Source organism: Streptomyces sp. NPDC048436, from assembly GCF_043200355.1.
Lineage (GTDB): Bacteria > Actinomycetota > Actinomycetes > Streptomycetales > Streptomycetaceae > Streptomyces.
The window spans coordinates 37,599-53,010 of sequence record NZ_JBICXP010000002.1; the positions used below are offsets into that span (position 1 = coordinate 37,599).

Below are 15,412 nucleotides of genomic sequence, written 5' to 3' on the forward strand. Positions count from 1 at the left end.
GGTGCTCCTTGCGGCGGTCGTACGGGAGAGGGTGGCGTGTGAGGTGTCGTGTGCCGGGGGTGCTCACGTGGCCTCCGTCCGGCCGGCCGCCATGCCGGCCGCGTCGAGGAGCGCCGTGCCGACGATGAGGTCGGCGCCGCCGAATTCCTTGTCGTCGAGTTCGGTGCCGTCGTCCACGGCGAACAGGAGCTTCTCCTCGCCCTGGCGGTAGGCGGTGCCGACCGGCGGGCTTGCCGCGTGGACGGCGAGCAGGGCGACCAGGTAGGGCAGTTCGGGATCCTGGAGCCGGGCGTCGGCGAGCAGTCCGGAGAGCCGGCGGGGCGCGTCGGACGGCAGGTCGAGCAGTTCCATGGCGTTGGCGAGCTGTTCCTCGCTGAAGCGGCTGTCGTCAGGTGTGGCGATGAGGTCGGGCTCGGGCATCTCCACGCCCAGGTGCTCGCGCTCCTGCGGCGGCGTGAGCAGTATGTCGACGAGGTCACCGACGCGGACGGAGACGGGCGTGCGCAGCCCCGTGCCGTGCGCGAAGAACGCGTTTGTCACGCGGCTCGCCTGCTCCACCGGGAGCGGCAGGAGGGGCGCGACAAGCTGGCCGTACAGATCGAGCCCGGACTTGGCGGTGGGCGTCGCGAAAGCCTGGCGGTCCTGCTCGGCGCGGAACAGCGGGCCCGCGTCGAGGAGCCGGGACTGCAGCTGCGTGTGGCGGCGGATGCAGTCCTTGACGATGTCCACCAGCTCGGCGGCGCGGCGCTTGTGCTCGCCCGCCTTCGATTCGAAAACAGCCTCTGACTCGTCGCGGGCCTTGCGGATGTTGGTCAGGATGGCGTTCTCGTGGCGGTAGCGGTCGGCCACGTGGTCGAGCGCCTCCGCGATCATGTCGGGGACGGATTCGAGCCAGTCCACCGCCCGGACGTTGCGCCGGGTCGCGTCGAGGGCTCTGCGGAGCGTCTCCGAATACTGCACCGTGCGGTAGCGCGCCTGCTCCGCGGCGAGCTGGGCGTCGGCGAGACGGCCGCGGCTGATCAGCACCTCGAGCTTGACCTCGGCGGCGATCTGGGCGCTCGTGACGTCCGTGTCGAGGGCGCCCACCAGGACGTTGACGGCTTCGTCCGTCGTACGGAGATAGACACCGCCCCCGTAGCCGGGGACCTCTTCGATGAGCTTGAAGTCGTAGTCCCTGCGCACATAGGTGCCGTCGGGCGCGAAGGTGCCGTACACGGCGCGGAAGCCGCGGTCGACGCTGCCGACGTTGATCAGGTTCTCCAGGACCCAGCGGGCCACGCGCTCGTGCTCGGCGGCGGGGCGCCGCGGGGCCTGGGCGGCGACGCGCGGAATCAGCCTGGCCACTATCTGCTCATGATCGGCGCCGGTGTCGAAGTCCATGTTCAGTGTGACGAGGTCGATGGCGGAGAGGGCCACCTCCGCCATCGCGTACACCGAGTACTCGCCCGCGAGGTTGGCCTTGCGCACGTCCAGGTCGTGCAGCGGCGCCGTGCAGGCGAGCGCGCGGAGCCGCCGCGCCAGGCCCTCGTCGGCGGCCGGGCCCAGAGCGGGCCTCGGCCCCGCGCTGAGCTGGGGCGGAGCAGTGTCCGTTACGGCAGGCGAAGTCACGGTGCACAGACTAGATCCTCGGTCTGACAACGGTCGAAACGGCGCAGATCTGGCAGGGCCCGACGCGGGCTCGCCGGGCGCTCAGCAGCCCGTGTGCTCGCCCTGCGCCACGCGCTTGCCATAGACCTCGACGAGGCCGAGGCGCGAGTCGTCGAGGTAGACCGCGAGCAGCTGCTCGGCCTCTGCCGCGTCACCGGCCTGGAGGGCCGCCAGGATCTGCCGGTTGCGTGCGAGGTACGGCTCGTGCAGTCCGCGCGGGTCGTCCACCACGTGGAAGGCCAGGCGCAGTTCGGCGAAGACGCTGCGCATGACCTCGTCGGTACGGGCGCTTTCGGCGAGGGCCACCAGCTCCCGGTGGAAGTGGATGTTGGCCGTGGAGACGCCCTTCCACTTCCGTTCACGGGCGGCCTTCGTGCCGTCCGCGACGGCGCTCGCCAGTCCGTCGAGCGCGAAGGGCGGGTCCCCGAGCCCCCGGACGACGGCGCATTCCACGAGGCGGCGCGTGCGGTAGATGTCCTCCACGTCCTCGACCGTGAGAACTCGGACAAATACCCCGCGGTTGAGCTGATGGACAAGCAGTCGTTCATGAGTGAGGAGGCGGAACGCCTCGCGCAGCGTGTTGCGCGAGACACCGAGTGCGCCTCCGATGCTGTCCTCCGACAGTCGTGCCCCTGGCGGGAAATAGCCCTCCGCGATGCGGCTGCGAAGGATGTCCGAGACCCGCTCCGCAGTGCTGGTGCGCCCAAGGAGCGCACGGTCGCCGGCCAGTCCGGTCGCTTCAGCCATTCCCTCAGCCATGCCCGGATTCAATCGCAGATACAAGAACGAAACAACATGGGTATTGAGGGATCGTTCAACGATCCTCTACCTTGTCGAGCACGGCCCGGCCCCCGCCCGCTCCGTCCCCCTTCTGCGAGGTGCCCATGAGCACACCCCCTCCCGCCCGGTCCGCCTCGGACGAAGCACGCCCCGTAGAGGGCGAACTTCCTGACGAAGACGGCGCGTTCAGCTGGGTGCGCGCCCTCGGCCCGCGCGGCCGCCGCGCCTTCGCGGGCGCCTTCGGCGGCTACGCACTCGACTCCTACGACTACTTCACGCTGCCGTTGAGCATGGTCGCGCTGGCCGCGTACTTCGGCCTGGACAGTGGCCAGACCGGCCTGTTCACCACGGTCACCCTGGTCGTGTCCGCGATAGGCGGCGCGATCGCCGGGGTGATCGCGGACCGGATCGGCCGGGTCAAGGCCCTGATGATCACCGTCGTCACGTACGCGGTCTTCACCGTCGCCTGCGGCTTCGCGCCCAACTACGAGACGCTGCTGGTCTTCCGTGCCCTCCAGGGCCTCGGTTTCGGCGGCGAGTGGGCGGTCGGCGCGATCCTGGTCGCCGAGTACGCCACCGCCAAGAACCGCGGCCGTACGCTCGGCGCGATCCAGAGCGCCTGGGCGGTCGGCTGGGCGCTCGCGGTGATCGTCTACACCCTGGTGTTCCAGTTCCTCGACGAGGACATCGCCTGGCGCGTGATGTTCTGGACCGGCGCGCTGCCCGCCCTGCTCGTCATTTACGTACGACGCAATGTGCACGACGCCCCGCAAGCGGCCGAGGAACGCCGGAAGAGCACCGACAAGGGGTCGTTCACCGCGATCTTCAAACCGGGTCTCCTGCGCATCACCCTCTTCGCGGTCCTGCTCTCCACGGGCGTGCAGGGCGGCTACTACACGCTCGCCACCTGGGTGCCGACGTACCTCAAGTCCGACCGCGGACTCACGGTGGTCGGCACGGGCGGGTATCTCGCGTTCCTGATCTCCGGTGCCTTCATCGGCTATCTGACCGGCGGCTATCTGACGGACAAGCTGGGCCGCAAACGGAACATCACGCTCTTCGCGTTCCTCTCGGCGGCCAGCATCCTCGCGTACACGAACATCCCGGACGGCGCCAACGGCCTTCTCCTGGTGCTCGGTTTCCCGCTCGGCTTCTGTATATCGGCGATTTTCAGCGGCTTCGGCTCGTTCCTCAGCGAGCTGTATCCGGCGGCGGTGCGCGGCACCGGGCAGGGCTTCACGTACAACACCGGTCGCGCCGTGGGCGCCGTCTTCCCCACCATGGTCGGCTTCCTGGCGGACAGCTGGGGCGTGGGCGGTGCGCTGATCTTCGGCGCGATGGGGTACGCGATCGCCGTCATCGCCCTCTTCGGGCTGCCCGAGACGCGGGGAAGGGAGCTGCTGTGACCGGGCGTACGACCGACGCTGTCATCGATCTCAACGCCGACCTGGGTGAGGGCTTCGGCCGCTGGCGCCTCACCGACGACGAAGAGCTGCTCTCCGTAGTCACCAGCGCCAACGTGGCCTGCGGCTTCCACGCCGGGGACGCGGCCACCATGCGCCGGGTGTGCGAGCAGGCCGTCGCGCGGGGGGTGCGGATCGGCGCCCAGGTCTCCTACCGCGACCTGGCGGGCTTCGGGCGGCGCTCCATGGACGTGCCGGCCGATGAGCTGGCGGCCGAAGTGGCGTACCAGATCGGCGCCTTGGAGGTCTTCGCGCGGGCGGCCGGCGCGCGCGTGGCCTATGTGAAGCCGCACGGCGCGCTCTACAACCGCGTCGTCCACGACACGGACCAGGCGCACGCCGTGGTCGAGGGCGTGCTGCTCGCGGACGACGCGCTTCCTGTCCTCGGCCTGCCCGGATCGCGCTTCCTTGAGGTGGCCGAGAAGGCCGGACTGCCCGTCGTCACCGAGGCGTTCGCGGACCGCGCGTACACCCCGGAAGGGACGCTCGTGCCGCGCGGAAGCGACGGCGCCGTCATCACGGACGCGAAGGCCGTGGTCGAGCGTTCCGTGAGCATGGCCCGGTCAGGGGCCGTCACCGCCCGGGACGGACAGCGCATCGGCGTCCGCGCGCGCTCGCTGTGCCTGCACGGAGACACTCCGGGGGCGGTGGACCTGGCCCGGGAGGTCCGGGCCCGCCTCGAAGGCGCGGGCGTTCGGGTGGAGGCCTTCGCGTGAGGGTGCTTCCGGTCGGCGATCTGGCGCTGCTCGTCGAACTCGCCGACGGCGACGAGGCGCAGGCGCTCCACGCCGAGCTGCTGCGCCGCAGGGCCGCGGGCCTCATCCGCGTACGGGAGATCGTGCCGGCGGCCCGCACGGTGCTCCTGGACGGCCTTGACGACCCCGGCCGTGTCGGCGCCGAGCTCAGCGCCCTGGAGATCCCGCCGCTCTCGGCGCGCGCCGAGGACGTACGCGAGATCCCGGTCCGCTACGACGGGCCCGACCTGGCGGAGGTCGCGGCGCTCTGGGGGGTACCGGTGACGGAGGTGGCGCGGATCCACTCGGCGGCCGAGTTCCGGGTCGCCTTCTGCGGGTTCGCGCCCGGCTTCGGTTATCTGACGGGGCTGCCGGAGCGCTACGAAGTGCCTCGCCGGGACACGCCGCGCACCAGCGTCCCGGCGGGCAGCGTGGCCCTGGCGGGGCCGTACACAGGGATGTATCCGCGCTCCTCCCCCGGTGGCTGGCAGCTGATCGGCACGACGGACGCCGTGCTGTGGGACCACGCGCGCGTGCCCGCCGCGCTGCTCACCCCCGGGGTGCGGGTGCGCTTCGTACCCGTGTCGGAGCCACGATGACCGACCGGGCCTTCGCCGTCGTACGGGCCGGGGCGCTGACCACGGTGCAGGACCAGGGGCGTCCCGGTTACGCGCATCTCGGAGTGCCGCGCTCCGGAGCCCTCGATCCGCCGGCGGCCCGCCTCGCCAACCGCCTTGTCGGCAATCCGCCTGACGCGGCCGTCCTGGAGACCACCCTCAACGGCTGCTCCATAAGGCCGCGTTGCGCGGTGACGGTGGCGGTCGTGGGCGCGCCGTGCCCGGTGAGGGTCGACGGCCGGCCCGTGGCGTGGGGCGCTCCCGTGCGGGTAGCGGCCGGTGCGCTGCTCGATGTCGGAGCGGCTGTCTCCGGAGTACGCGGCTATGTCGCGTTCGGGGGCGGTGTCGGCGTCGACCCGGTCCTCGCCAGCCGCTCCACGGACCTGCTCTCCGGCCTCGGCCCTCCGCCGCTGGCGGATGGAGCCGTCATCCCGCTGGGGAGCCCTGTCGCGCCCCACGCGCGCGTGGACGGCGTTCCGCTTCCGGCGCCGCCCCGCGAACTGATCCTGAGGGTGACGCCAGGGCCGCGCGCCGACTGGTTCACGCCCGAGGCCCTGAGCACGCTGGCCACGCGCGCGTACAGGGTGTCGGCGGCGAGCAACCGCATCGGCCTGCGCACCGAAGGGCCGCCCCTGGAGCGGGCGTTCACCGCCGAGCTGCCCAGTGAGGGCATGGTCCTCGGCGCCGTCCAGGTTCCACCGGACGGCCTGCCCGTGGTGTTCCTCGCCGACCATCCGACGACCGGGGGCTACCCGGTCATCGCGGTGGTGAGGGAGTCGGACCTGGCGCGGGCGGCACAGGCGGTGCCGGGTACGCCGCTGCGGTTCGTCCCGGCGGCACGGCGTTGAAGTCCACCGCCGGGTGGACGGCGACGGCGGGCAGGCCCAGGCGCGCGGCGGCCAGGCGCCGACTGACGAGTTGCCGGGCGGTCTGCACGGCGCAGTGCGCCACTCCGTTGACATCGGGAGGGAAGGATTCGGTGACGATGACGACACGCGTACCCGTGTTGTCGTCGCGCGGAGCGTGGTCACGTCGACGTCGATCTTTCCTGGCGAGGAATGTCCCGTGAGCGTCGCGCTCCGCACGTGCCCCGCCCCAGGGCACGCCCGGCTACACCTCGGCCGCGTCGGGCCCGATCCTGCTGCGCACCGCGGTCTGCACCTCGTCCTCCTCGGCGGGGTCCGCGGCGAGCCTTCTGAGCTGGGTGACCACGCGGGCGTCGCCGGTCTCGGCGTGCCGGGCGGCGACTTCGCGGGTGGATTCCTCGCAGTCCCACAGGCATTCGACGGCGAATCCGGCGGCGAAGGAGGGATCGGTGGCCGCGAGGGCGCGGGCCGCGCGGCCTCGCAGGTGGGAGGAGGCGGTCTCGCGGTAGACGTGGCGCAGTACGGGGGCCGCGCAGGCGATGCCGAGCCGGCCGGCCCCGTCGACGAGCGTCCAGAGGGTAGGCGCGTCCGGTCCTTCGCCGCGGACCGCTTCCCGTAGCGCGGCGAGGACGAGCTTGTCGTCCTGGGCGCCGCCCCTGCAGGCGAGCATCCGTCCGGCGGCGGCGCCGAGTTCGTCGGGCCGCAGGGCCCAGCGGCGGGCCCGCTCGACGGCGGCGACACCGCGCATCCGTTCGAAGGCCTCGGCGGCGGCGTCCACGACGGTTCGTGACGGGCTCTCCACCGCGTACTCGATCAGCTCGAACACGGCGGGGTCATGGGAGTCCGCGAGGTAGCGCAGAGCCGTGCCGCGCGCCCCGTCGGAGCCGTTGCGGGCGGCTTCGATGATCTCGGCCCGGTCGTCTGGTCCGGCGACGGCACTCAGGCAGCGGGCGGCGGGCACGTGCAGGACGGCGCCGCGTTCGAGCCCTTCCTGTGCCCAGTCGAAGACGGCCTGGACGCTCCACCCGGGGCGTGGCCCCGATGGCCGCATCTGCCGCTGCCAGCGATCGAAGGACCCCTGCTCACGGGCGGCCCGCACGCGCGCTCCGACGGCCTCTCGCGGGTCCTCCTCCCACAGCCGCCAGGGCCGGGGTTCGTAGGCGTCGCGCACGACGGCGGCCAGTTCGGCCTCGCCCTCCGCGTCGTGGGGGAATCGGGCGAGCACGGGCACGGCGAGTGCGCGCAGGCCCGCGTCGTCGTCGCGCAGCGCCAGTTCGTCCAGGGCCCAGGCCCAGTTGGTGCCGAAGGCCGCGTACCGGCGCAGCAGTTCGAGGGCGTCGCGCCTGCCGTACGAGGCGAGGTGGCCCAGGACCGCGAGCGCGAGGCCGGTGCGTGAGTCGTCCGTGTCCAGGACGTCCTCGGGGTCGAACAGATGCCGCTCGATCACGTCGATCTCGCCATGGAGGTCGAGGTAGAGCCGTGCGTAGTAGAGGGAGCGGTTCTCCACCTGCCAGTCGTGGCGTGGGTCGTGGAGGACACACTGCTCAAGGGCGGCGAGCGCCTCGGAGCGGGGGGCGGTGAGTGCGTGCAGCGTGCCGTCACCGCGGCCCCGCTGCAGCAGGCCGAGCAGCGTACCGCTGGGCGCTATGACCGGATCGAACATGGGAAACAGCCTCACATCAAGCGTCGACGCAACCGGGAATCGTGAATTACCTGGCCGCGCGCCAACACGTCGGGCCGCCCGCCGTCTCTTGCTTGCTGTAGACCATCTTCCTCTGCCTCTCGTCGGTGGCCCGCGGGGATCCCGGACGGGAGGTCCAGGGGCGAGCCGCTCACGGTCCGCGCGGTGCGGCAACATCTGCCCCGCCGTCGCGTCCGTAAATCACGTCGTCATGATGACCCAGCGGTTCAGCCCGCCGCGACCACATTTCCAGCGCCCCCGTTGTTGCTGGTCAGGTACCCCGCTCAGGCCGCCCCGAACAGCTCGAGCAGCTCGGTCTTGGCGAACATCCGGGCGGTGTCCACCGCCGACGGCATGCCCGCGGCCGGATCGGCGCCGCCGTCGAGCAGCGCCCTGATCACCGCTTCCTCGCCCTTGAACACGGCGCCCGCGAGCGGCGTCTGCCCCCGGTCGTTGGCGCGGTTGGCGTCGGCGCCGCGCTCCAGGAGGGCACGGACCGCGTCAGCGTGGCCGTGGTAGGCGGCGAGCATCACGAGCGAGTCGCCGCTGTCGTTGGTGAGGTTCGCCGGAACCCCTGCGTCCACGTACGCGGCGAGCGCCGCCGCGTCGCCCTGGCGCGCCAGATCGAAGATCTTGGTCGCCAGCTCCACGACTTCAGGGTCGGGGGCTTCACTCATGAACCGGACCGCCTTTCGACTACGGGGACTACGGGGACTACGGGGTGCCTCCGGGCGTACGGCAGCCCGGTACAGCCGTATGGGTGAATCGACAGGGTACTGCGCGTCCGGGTACATGACCTGGCACGCCCGCGGCAAAGATCACGCAGGGGCACCGGCCACCCGCCGGACCCGCGCTCGGGTGGCCCAGCATCCCTCCACCATCCGAGGGAATTTGAGCAAAATTCGCCCATTTGCACCTTTTATCGTATGGATACATGCTGTGAACCTGGAACAACTCATGGTGACTGTCCCCACCAACCAGGAGAACCGTCATGATCCTTTCCATCTCGGGCGTCGTGCTGCTCGGCATCATCGTCTTCCTCTTCTTCCGCAAGGACGGACTCAAGGCGTCCCACGCGGTGGTCTGCGCGCTCTTCGGCTTCTTCATGGCGGGCACCGCCATCGCCCCGAGCATCAAGGCCGGCAGCGCGAGCCTGGCGAGCCTCCTCGGCGGGATCAAGTTCTGACGCCTCCTGCTCCCTGTAGTACTTCGTTCGCACCAACTGGAGACTGACGTGGCCCGGCGCCCCCTCCCCCGCATCCTGAGCAACGGCACCGCCCAGATCGCCCGGAGCCGGGAACTCGCACGGTCAGCCGCCGACAGCGCCACCGACGTCCTCCACCCGCTCATCACGATCACTCGTGGACTGCGCCGGCTGGCAGGGGCCGGGCGGCGCAAGTGGGCCGACACACCCAAGGACCGGCGCGGACCGCTGCTGTTCCTGGTGGCCTCCGTGGTCCTGGTCGTGGCCCTCATTCCGTACGGTCCGCTGCTCGCCGCCATCTGCCTGATGGCGGCCGCCGCGTGGACCGGCCGGGAGCGGACGGCGCCGGTGCCGGACGGTCCCGACGAGGCGCAGACCCAGCGCCTGCAGTCCCTCTACGAAGCGCTCGTCCCGTACTTCTCCGTGCCCGAGGACCCTGCCCCGCTCTTCGCGCACGGTGGTGAGTGGGACAAGGCCCTCACTTCGTACGAGTTCGACGACACCGGCCGGATTTCCCACCTGGTGGTGAGCTACCCCGCGTACTTCATGGACGGCGAGGCCGAGTCGCGCGGGCGGATCGAGCAGTTGCTGCACGCGAAGTCGGGGCGTGGCCGTGAGTACCACTTCGAGTGGGACGAGGAGGGCAACCAGCTCACTGTCAACGTGCTGTCCCCGCTGCCCACCGACATCGCCGCCCAGCGGTTCGTCACGGCCCCCGGAGAGACCCTCCTAGGCTTCACCGACCCCACCGGGGTCCCCCGCACCCTCCCCGTGGCAGACGGCGACGAGCAGCGCGACGTACCCCCCGTGCTGTGGCGCACGGGCCCCCGCTCCACCGAGCCCCACCTCCTGGTGGTCGGCGAACCCGGCAGCGGCACCACCACCCTGCTGCGCTCCATCGCCCTGCAAGCCCTCCTCCACGGCGACGTCCTCATCGTCGAGGGGAGCGGCATCGGCGACTACGCCTGCCTGACCGGGCGTGACGGCGTCCTGGCCATCGAGTGCGGGCTCGCCGGGGCCCTGGCGAGCCTGGAGTGGGCGGCGCACGAGACGGAGCGGCGCCTGATCTCCGCCAACCGCGCCCGGCAGGCGGGCCAGTCCGCCCCGGAGGACACCAAGCGCCCCCTGTGGATCCTCCTGGACCGCCCCAGCGTCCTCGGTCACCTGGCCGCCGCCGACGGACGCAAGGACCCGCAGTCGCTGCTGCAGGTGCCGCTGCGGCACGGCAGGGCAGCCAATGTCACGGTCGTCGTGGCCGACCAGTTCGACAGCCTGGACGCCCTGAGCGATCCGGTGCGCCAGCACACCCGCGCGCGCGTGGTCCTCGGCCCCACGACACTCGACCAGGTCGAGGACGTCCTCGGGGTGCCGCCCCACACGACCCCCACATCCGACGTCCCGCCCGGCCGCGGCTACGCCCGACTCGGCACGGGCCGGGTGCACCGGCTCCAGGTCCCCGCGACGCCCGACCCGTACGACGAGGCGACGAGCGAGGCGCATCGCCAGGCGGTACTGGAGCTACTGCCCGTGCGGAGTACTCCGGCCGACACGGTGGCTACGGAATCCGGGGCGGACGCGGTGGCGGAAGCCGATGGGGTGATGCAGACCGAGGCAGTGGCGCAAACCGAGGCGGCAGTGGAAACCAGCGCGACACCGGAGCCTGTGCCCGCCGAGGGGTGAGCCGCGGGGCGGGCAGGGCGCGGGGCCTGCGGGGCGCGGAGCAAGCAGGAGCGCGGCACGAGCAGGGAAGCGGACCGAGCAGGCCAGCAGCCCATCAGCACCGGCGAAACTCAGGCCCCCCGTGGGCCGAGCAGGATCGCGCCCCGCCAGCCCCCGCAAGCCCCCGTCAGCCCCCGCCAGCCTCACGCCACGAACGCCCGCGAAGTCTCCACGCCCGACCCCGCCCCCGTCTCCACCAGACGCGCCGCCGCCGCGAGTCGCACCGCCGCCTCCTCCGCCACCGCGCCGCTCACGGTGAACGGCAGCCGCACATACCCCTCGAAGGCTCCGTCCACTCCGAAGCGTGGCCCTGACGGAACCCGGACTCCCACCCGCTCGCCCACTTCGGCCAGACGTGAGCCGGAGAGGCCCCCCGCGCGGGCCCACAGGGTGAGGCCGCCCGCGGGTACCTCGAACTCCCAGCCGGGCAGTTCGCGGCGGACGGCAGTGACCAGGGCGTCGCGGTTCTCGCGCGCCTGGGCCCTGCGCACCTCCACGGCCGACTCCCAGCCCCCGGTGCTCATCAGCCAGTTCACGGCCAGCTGCTCAAGGACCGGGGTGCCCATGTCGGCGTACGCGCGGGCCGAGACGAGGCTGCGGATCACGTCGGGCGCGGCCCGCACCCAGCCGATGCGCATGCCCGCCCAGAAGGCCTTGCTCGCCGAGCCGACGGTGATGACGGTCGAGCCCGCCGGGTCGAACGCGCAGACGGGACGCGGCATCGGCCGGTCATGCCGGTCACCGTCGAGCTGAAGTTCGATCATGGTCTCGTCGACGACGACGACCGTTCCCGCGGAGCGCGCGGCGTCGACAAGCTGGCGCCGCTGGTCCTCGTCGGCGAGCGCGCCGGTGGGGTTGTGGAAGTCGGCGACCACATAGGCGAGCCGGGGCGCGGCGTCGCGCAGCACCTGGCGCCAGCGGTCCATGTCCCAGCCCTCGAGCCCTTCGGCCATGGCCACGGGGACGAGACGGGCGCCCGTCTCGCGCATGAGCTGGAGGATGTTGGCGTACGACGGGGACTCGACGGCGATGCGTTCACCGCGCGGCGCGAAGAGATGGCAGATCGCGTCGATGGCGCCCATCGCGCCGGTCGTGACCATGATCTGTTCGGGCATGGTCGGGATGCCGCGGGCGGTGTAGCGCTCGGCGAGCATCTGGCGCAGGGCGGGCAGACCGGCCGGGAAGTCGCCGTGGGTGTGGGCGTACGGAGGGAGTTCCTCCAGGGCGCCCTGGACGGCGCGGGTGAGCCAGGGCTCGGGGGCCGGCAGCGCCGCGCAGCCCAGGTCGATCATGGAGCCGAGCGCGTCCGGCGGCAGCGGTTCGAGCCCGCGCGCGGGGAGGGGGTTCCCGGCCGGCACGGCGGTCCAACTGCCCGCTCCCCGGCGGGACTCCAGGAACCCCTCGGCACGCAGCGCCTCGTACGCGGCGGCGACCGTGGTCCGGCTGACGGCGAGGGACACGGCGAGCTCGCGCTCGGCGGGCAGGCGTGCGGCGACGGGGATGCGTCCTTCGAGGACGAGCATGCGGATGCCGTCGGCGAGGGCACGATAGGCGGGCGGGCGGCGCGTGCCGGGGCCCGCGGGGCGCGTCTGCTGAGAAGTAAGCAGCCGGGCAAGCTGTGTGGCGCCCACTGCCGAGGTCCACTGAGCCATGATTCCCAGTCCACCTTCCTGGAATTGGCCATGGTTGGCATCCCTTTACAAGCCACAGAGTGTCATGCGTCAGGCCACTACCACCAGCAGGGGGGACCTCTTGTCCACGACGAAGCCACCGAAGCCACCGACACCACCGACGCCGCCAACCTCACCGACACCACCAGCAACAGCAACAGCAACAGCACCGCACCTCGCGCGTCGCCTGATCCAGCTCTACGTAGGCTTGGCTCTGTACGGCGCAAGCTCCGGGCTCCTCGTGGTGTCCGGCCTCGGCCTCGAACCCTGGAACGTCCTGCACCAGGGCCTCGCCGAGCTGACAGGGATGTCCATCGGCGTGGTGTCGATCTTCGTGGGCGCCGCCGTACTCCTCCTGTGGATTCCGCTGAGGCAGCGCCCCGGCCTCGGCACGGTCTCCAACGTCTTCGTCGTCGGCCTGGCCATGGACGGCACCCTCGCGCTGATGCCGGACGCGCACACGCTCGGCGTCCGGATCCCGCTGCTCGCGGCGGGGATCGTCCTGAACGGCCTGGCGACCGGGCTCTACATCTCCGCGAAGTTCGGTCCGGGCCCGCGGGACGGCCTGATGACGGGCCTGCATCAGCGCACCGGCCGCTCGATCCGGCTGATGCGGACGCTCGTCGAGGTGGCGGTCGTCGCCACCGGATTCGCGTTCGGCGGCACGGTGGGCGTCGGAACGGTTCTCTACGCCCTGACGATCGGCCCGCTGGCCCAGTTCTTCCTGCGCTTCTTCGCCGTCCCCGCTCCATCCGGGGGAGGCATCGCGGCTGCCGACAAGCAACCGGAGCAGGCAATACTGCAGCCGTGACCACGCCCGCACGCCACCCCTATCTCGACCACCCCGGCCCGCTCGCCTTCGCCCACCGCGGTGGTGCGGCGGGCGGCCTGGAGAACACGGCCGCCGCGTTCCGGCGAGCCGTCGAACTGGGCTACCGGTACATCGAGACGGATGTGCACGCCACGTCGGACGGCCGTCTGGTGGCGTTCCATGACGCGACGCTCGACCGGGTGACGGACGCGGCCGGAGCCATCGCCGCTCTCCCCTGGAGCGTCGTGCGCCACGCGCGCGTGGCGGGCGATGAGCCGGTACCCCTCTTCGAAGAGCTCCTGGAGTCCTTCCCCGGCGTCCGCTGGAACGTGGACGTCAAGGCGGAGCCCGCACTCCTCCCCCTGCTCGATCTGCTGAGCCGCACCAACGCCTGGGACCGCGTGTGCGTCGGTTCGTTCTCCGAGGCCCGGGTGGCCAGGGCCCAGCTGCACGCGGGCCCCCGCCTGGCCACCTCGTTCGGCACGCGCGGCGTGGCCGCCCTGCGGCTCAGCTCGTACGGCGTCCGCGCCGCAGTACGCCGCTCCGCGGTCTGCGCGCAGGTGCCCGAGACCCACGCCGGCATCCGGGTCGTCGACCACCGCTTCGTCCACGCCGCCCACGCGCGCGGGCTGCAGGTGCACGTCTGGACGGTCAACGAGGCGGAACGCATGGCCGCGCTCCTCGACCTGGGGGTGGATGGCATCATCACTGATCACATCGAGACGCTGCGCGAGGTGCTGAAGGACCGGGGAGCCTGGACCTGACCTCCTTGGAGGCGGCGCCGGACACGGGGACCAGCGAGGGGGCACGGGTGGGCACCGACACCGTGCGGGCAACGCCACAAGCCGACGAGAGTGACGAGAGCACCGCCGAACGGCGGCGCGAACAGCGCGGCTGGTACTTCTACGACTGGGCCTGCTCGGTCTACTCCACGAGCGTCCTGACGGTGTTCCTCGGCCCTTATCTGACGGAGATCGCGAAGACGGCCGCCGACGGGGACGGGTACGTCCACCCGCTGGGCATCCCGGTCAGCGCCGGGTCCTTCTTCGCGTACGCGGTGTCCGCGTCGGTGCTCGTGTCGGTCCTGGTCATGCCGCTGGCGGGCGCCGCCGCCGACCGGACGGGCCGCAAGAAGCCGCTGCTCGCGGTGGCCGCCTATCTGGGGGCCGCGGCGACGGCGGGCATGTTCTTCCTGGACGGCGACCGCTATCTCCTCGGCGGCCTTCTGCTGATCGTCGCCAATGCCTCGCTCGCCGTCTCGATGGTGCTCTACAACGCCTATCTGCCGCAGATCGCCCCACCCGAGGAGCGCGACGCGGTCTCCTCGCGGGGCTGGGCGTTCGGGTACGCGGCGGGCGCGCTCGTCCTGGTGGCGAATCTGGTCCTGTTCCTGGCCCATGACACCTTCGGTGTCTCGGAGTCGACGGCCGTGCGCATCTGTCTTGCCTCGGCGGGCGTCTGGTGGGGCGCCTTCACCCTCGTACCGCTGCGGCGGCTCCGTGACCGCGAGGCGCCGCCCTCAGAGGCGACGGCGCGCGGCTGGCGGCAGCTGGCGTCGACGGTGCGCGACATGCGCTGCCATCCGCACACCCTGTCCTTCCTGCTCGCCTATCTGGTCTACAACGACGGCGTACAGACGGTGATCTCCCAGGCGTCCGTCTACGGCTCCGAAGAGCTCGGCCTCGAACAGTCCACGCTGATCGTGGCGGTCCTGCTCGTGCAGGTACTCGCGGTGGCGGGGGCGCTCGCCATGGGACGCCTCGCACGGACGTACGGCGCCAAGCGCACCATCCTCGGCTCGCTCGTCGCCTGGACGCTGACGATCGGGGCCGGGTACTTCCTGCCCGCGGGGGCTCCGGTGTGGTTCTTCGTGCTGGCGGCGGGGATCGGCCTGGTGCTGGGCGGTTCGCAGGCGCTCTCGCGGTCCCTGTTCTCGCATCTGGTGCCCGCGGGCAAGGAGGCCGAGTACTTCTCCGCGTACGAGATCAGCGACCGCGGCATGGCCTGGCTCGGGCCGCTGATCTTCGGCCTGACCTATCAGCTCACGGGCAGCTACCGGGACGCGATCGTCTCGCTCGTCGCCTTCTTCGTCATCGGTTTCGCCCTCCTCGCGCGGGTACCCGTACGCCGAGCGGTGCGCGACGCGGGAAATCCCGTACCCGACAGGATTTAGCAACTGAAGCCAAAGGGCGGTAGTGTACGCGTTTGGCCTACCAGGCG

Annotated in this window: 14 protein-coding genes; 9 read left to right on the top strand and 5 right to left on the bottom strand. The window is 71.6% G+C overall.

Annotated features, from left to right (window positions below):
* Positions 1 to 63: 63 nt before the first annotated feature.
* Positions 64 to 1,608, bottom strand: coding sequence for a hypothetical protein (locus tag ACGFX9_RS06690; protein WP_393465855.1), 1,545 nt, complete (start codon positions 1,606 to 1,608; stop codon positions 64 to 66).
* A gap of 81 nt (positions 1,609 to 1,689) precedes the next feature.
* A complete protein-coding gene (locus ACGFX9_RS06695; RefSeq protein WP_393468233.1) occupies positions 1,690 to 2,394 on the bottom strand; it encodes a GntR family transcriptional regulator in 705 nt (234 codons plus the stop codon).
* A 137-nt stretch (positions 2,395 to 2,531) separates the two neighbouring features.
* Here ACGFX9_RS06695 and ACGFX9_RS06700 point away from each other — a divergent pair, with 137 nt between their 5' ends.
* The 4 genes from ACGFX9_RS06700 to ACGFX9_RS06715 are packed head-to-tail and all read left to right on the top strand — an operon-like array spanning position 2,532 to position 6,089.
* On the top strand, positions 2,532 to 3,833 hold the full coding sequence (locus ACGFX9_RS06700) for an MFS transporter (protein ID WP_393465861.1): 1,302 nt from the start codon (positions 2,532 to 2,534) through the stop codon (positions 3,831 to 3,833).
* Complete coding sequence (locus tag ACGFX9_RS06705) at positions 3,830 to 4,606, top strand: LamB/YcsF family protein (protein ID WP_393465864.1); 777 nt, start codon at positions 3,830 to 3,832, stop codon at positions 4,604 to 4,606. Before ACGFX9_RS06700 ends, ACGFX9_RS06705 begins: the two co-directional genes overlap by 4 nt.
* Positions 4,603 to 5,223, top strand: a complete 621-nt coding sequence (locus ACGFX9_RS06710; protein ID WP_393465867.1) for an allophanate hydrolase subunit 1 — start codon at positions 4,603 to 4,605, stop codon at positions 5,221 to 5,223. The genes ACGFX9_RS06705 and ACGFX9_RS06710 overlap by 4 nt, the downstream gene beginning before the upstream one ends.
* Entirely contained in the window at positions 5,220 to 6,089 is an 870-nt protein-coding gene (locus ACGFX9_RS06715) for a biotin-dependent carboxyltransferase family protein (protein ID WP_393465870.1), read from the top strand. The genes ACGFX9_RS06710 and ACGFX9_RS06715 overlap by 4 nt, the downstream gene beginning before the upstream one ends.
* A 262-nt stretch (positions 6,090 to 6,351) precedes the next feature.
* On the opposite strand, the gene ACGFX9_RS06720 is transcribed toward ACGFX9_RS06715, so the two are convergent.
* Positions 6,352 to 7,770 carry a HEAT repeat domain-containing protein gene (locus ACGFX9_RS06720; protein ID WP_393465873.1) on the bottom strand — a complete coding sequence of 473 codons (1,419 nt, stop codon included), beginning with the start codon at positions 7,768 to 7,770 and terminating at the stop codon, positions 6,352 to 6,354.
* 302 nt (positions 7,771 to 8,072) lie between these two features.
* Positions 8,073 to 8,465, bottom strand: coding sequence for an ankyrin repeat domain-containing protein (locus ACGFX9_RS06725; protein WP_393465876.1), 393 nt, complete (start codon positions 8,463 to 8,465; stop codon positions 8,073 to 8,075).
* Between the two features lie 314 nt (positions 8,466 to 8,779).
* On the opposite strand from ACGFX9_RS06725, the gene ACGFX9_RS06730 reads away from it, so the two are divergent.
* Entirely contained in the window at positions 8,780 to 8,974 is a 195-nt protein-coding gene (locus ACGFX9_RS06730; RefSeq protein ID WP_160503705.1) for a hypothetical protein, read from the top strand.
* A 48-nt stretch (positions 8,975 to 9,022) separates the two neighbouring features.
* Entirely contained in the window at positions 9,023 to 10,672 is a 1,650-nt protein-coding gene (locus ACGFX9_RS06735) for a hypothetical protein (protein WP_393465881.1), read from the top strand.
* A 182-nt stretch (positions 10,673 to 10,854) separates the two neighbouring features.
* Here ACGFX9_RS06735 and ACGFX9_RS06740 read toward each other — a convergent pair whose 3' ends face one another.
* Positions 10,855 to 12,363: a PLP-dependent aminotransferase family protein gene (locus ACGFX9_RS06740; RefSeq protein ID WP_393465887.1), complete on the bottom strand. Its 1,509-nt coding sequence runs from the start codon at positions 12,361 to 12,363 to the stop codon at positions 10,855 to 10,857.
* Between the two features lie 64 nt (positions 12,364 to 12,427).
* Between ACGFX9_RS06740 and ACGFX9_RS06745 the strand changes: the two genes are divergently transcribed.
* The 3 genes from ACGFX9_RS06745 to ACGFX9_RS06755 are packed head-to-tail and all read left to right on the top strand — an operon-like array spanning position 12,428 to position 15,365.
* Positions 12,428 to 13,192 (top strand): YitT family protein, encoded by a 765-nt coding sequence (locus tag ACGFX9_RS06745; protein WP_393465891.1) that lies wholly within the window; start codon positions 12,428 to 12,430, stop codon positions 13,190 to 13,192.
* Positions 13,189 to 13,956 (top strand): glycerophosphodiester phosphodiesterase, encoded by a 768-nt coding sequence (locus ACGFX9_RS06750; protein WP_393465895.1) that lies wholly within the window; start codon positions 13,189 to 13,191, stop codon positions 13,954 to 13,956. The genes ACGFX9_RS06745 and ACGFX9_RS06750 overlap by 4 nt, the downstream gene beginning before the upstream one ends.
* A 47-nt stretch (positions 13,957 to 14,003) precedes the next feature.
* On the top strand, positions 14,004 to 15,365 hold the full coding sequence (locus tag ACGFX9_RS06755; protein WP_393465901.1) for an MFS transporter: 1,362 nt from the start codon (positions 14,004 to 14,006) through the stop codon (positions 15,363 to 15,365).
* The last annotated feature ends 47 nt before the right edge of the window (positions 15,366 to 15,412 follow it).

Coding starts and splice junctions, on each gene's coding strand:
- ACGFX9_RS06700 (WP_393465861.1), top strand. CDS start 2,532: ATGAGCACACCCCCTCCCGCCCGGTCCGCCTCGGACGAAGCACGCCCC.
- ACGFX9_RS06725 (WP_393465876.1), bottom strand. CDS start 8,465: ATGAGTGAAGCCCCCGACCCTGAAGTCGTGGAGCTGGCGACCAAGATC.
- ACGFX9_RS06745 (WP_393465891.1), top strand. CDS start 12,428: ATGCGTCAGGCCACTACCACCAGCAGGGGGGACCTCTTGTCCACGACG.
- ACGFX9_RS06695 (WP_393468233.1), bottom strand. CDS start 2,394: ATGGCTGAAGCGACCGGACTGGCCGGCGACCGTGCGCTCCTTGGGCGC.
- ACGFX9_RS06730 (WP_160503705.1), top strand. CDS start 8,780: ATGATCCTTTCCATCTCGGGCGTCGTGCTGCTCGGCATCATCGTCTTC.
- ACGFX9_RS06740 (WP_393465887.1), bottom strand. CDS start 12,363: ATGGCTCAGTGGACCTCGGCAGTGGGCGCCACACAGCTTGCCCGGCTG.
- ACGFX9_RS06720 (WP_393465873.1), bottom strand. CDS start 7,770: ATGTTCGATCCGGTCATAGCGCCCAGCGGTACGCTGCTCGGCCTGCTG.
- ACGFX9_RS06715 (WP_393465870.1), top strand. CDS start 5,220: ATGACCGACCGGGCCTTCGCCGTCGTACGGGCCGGGGCGCTGACCACG.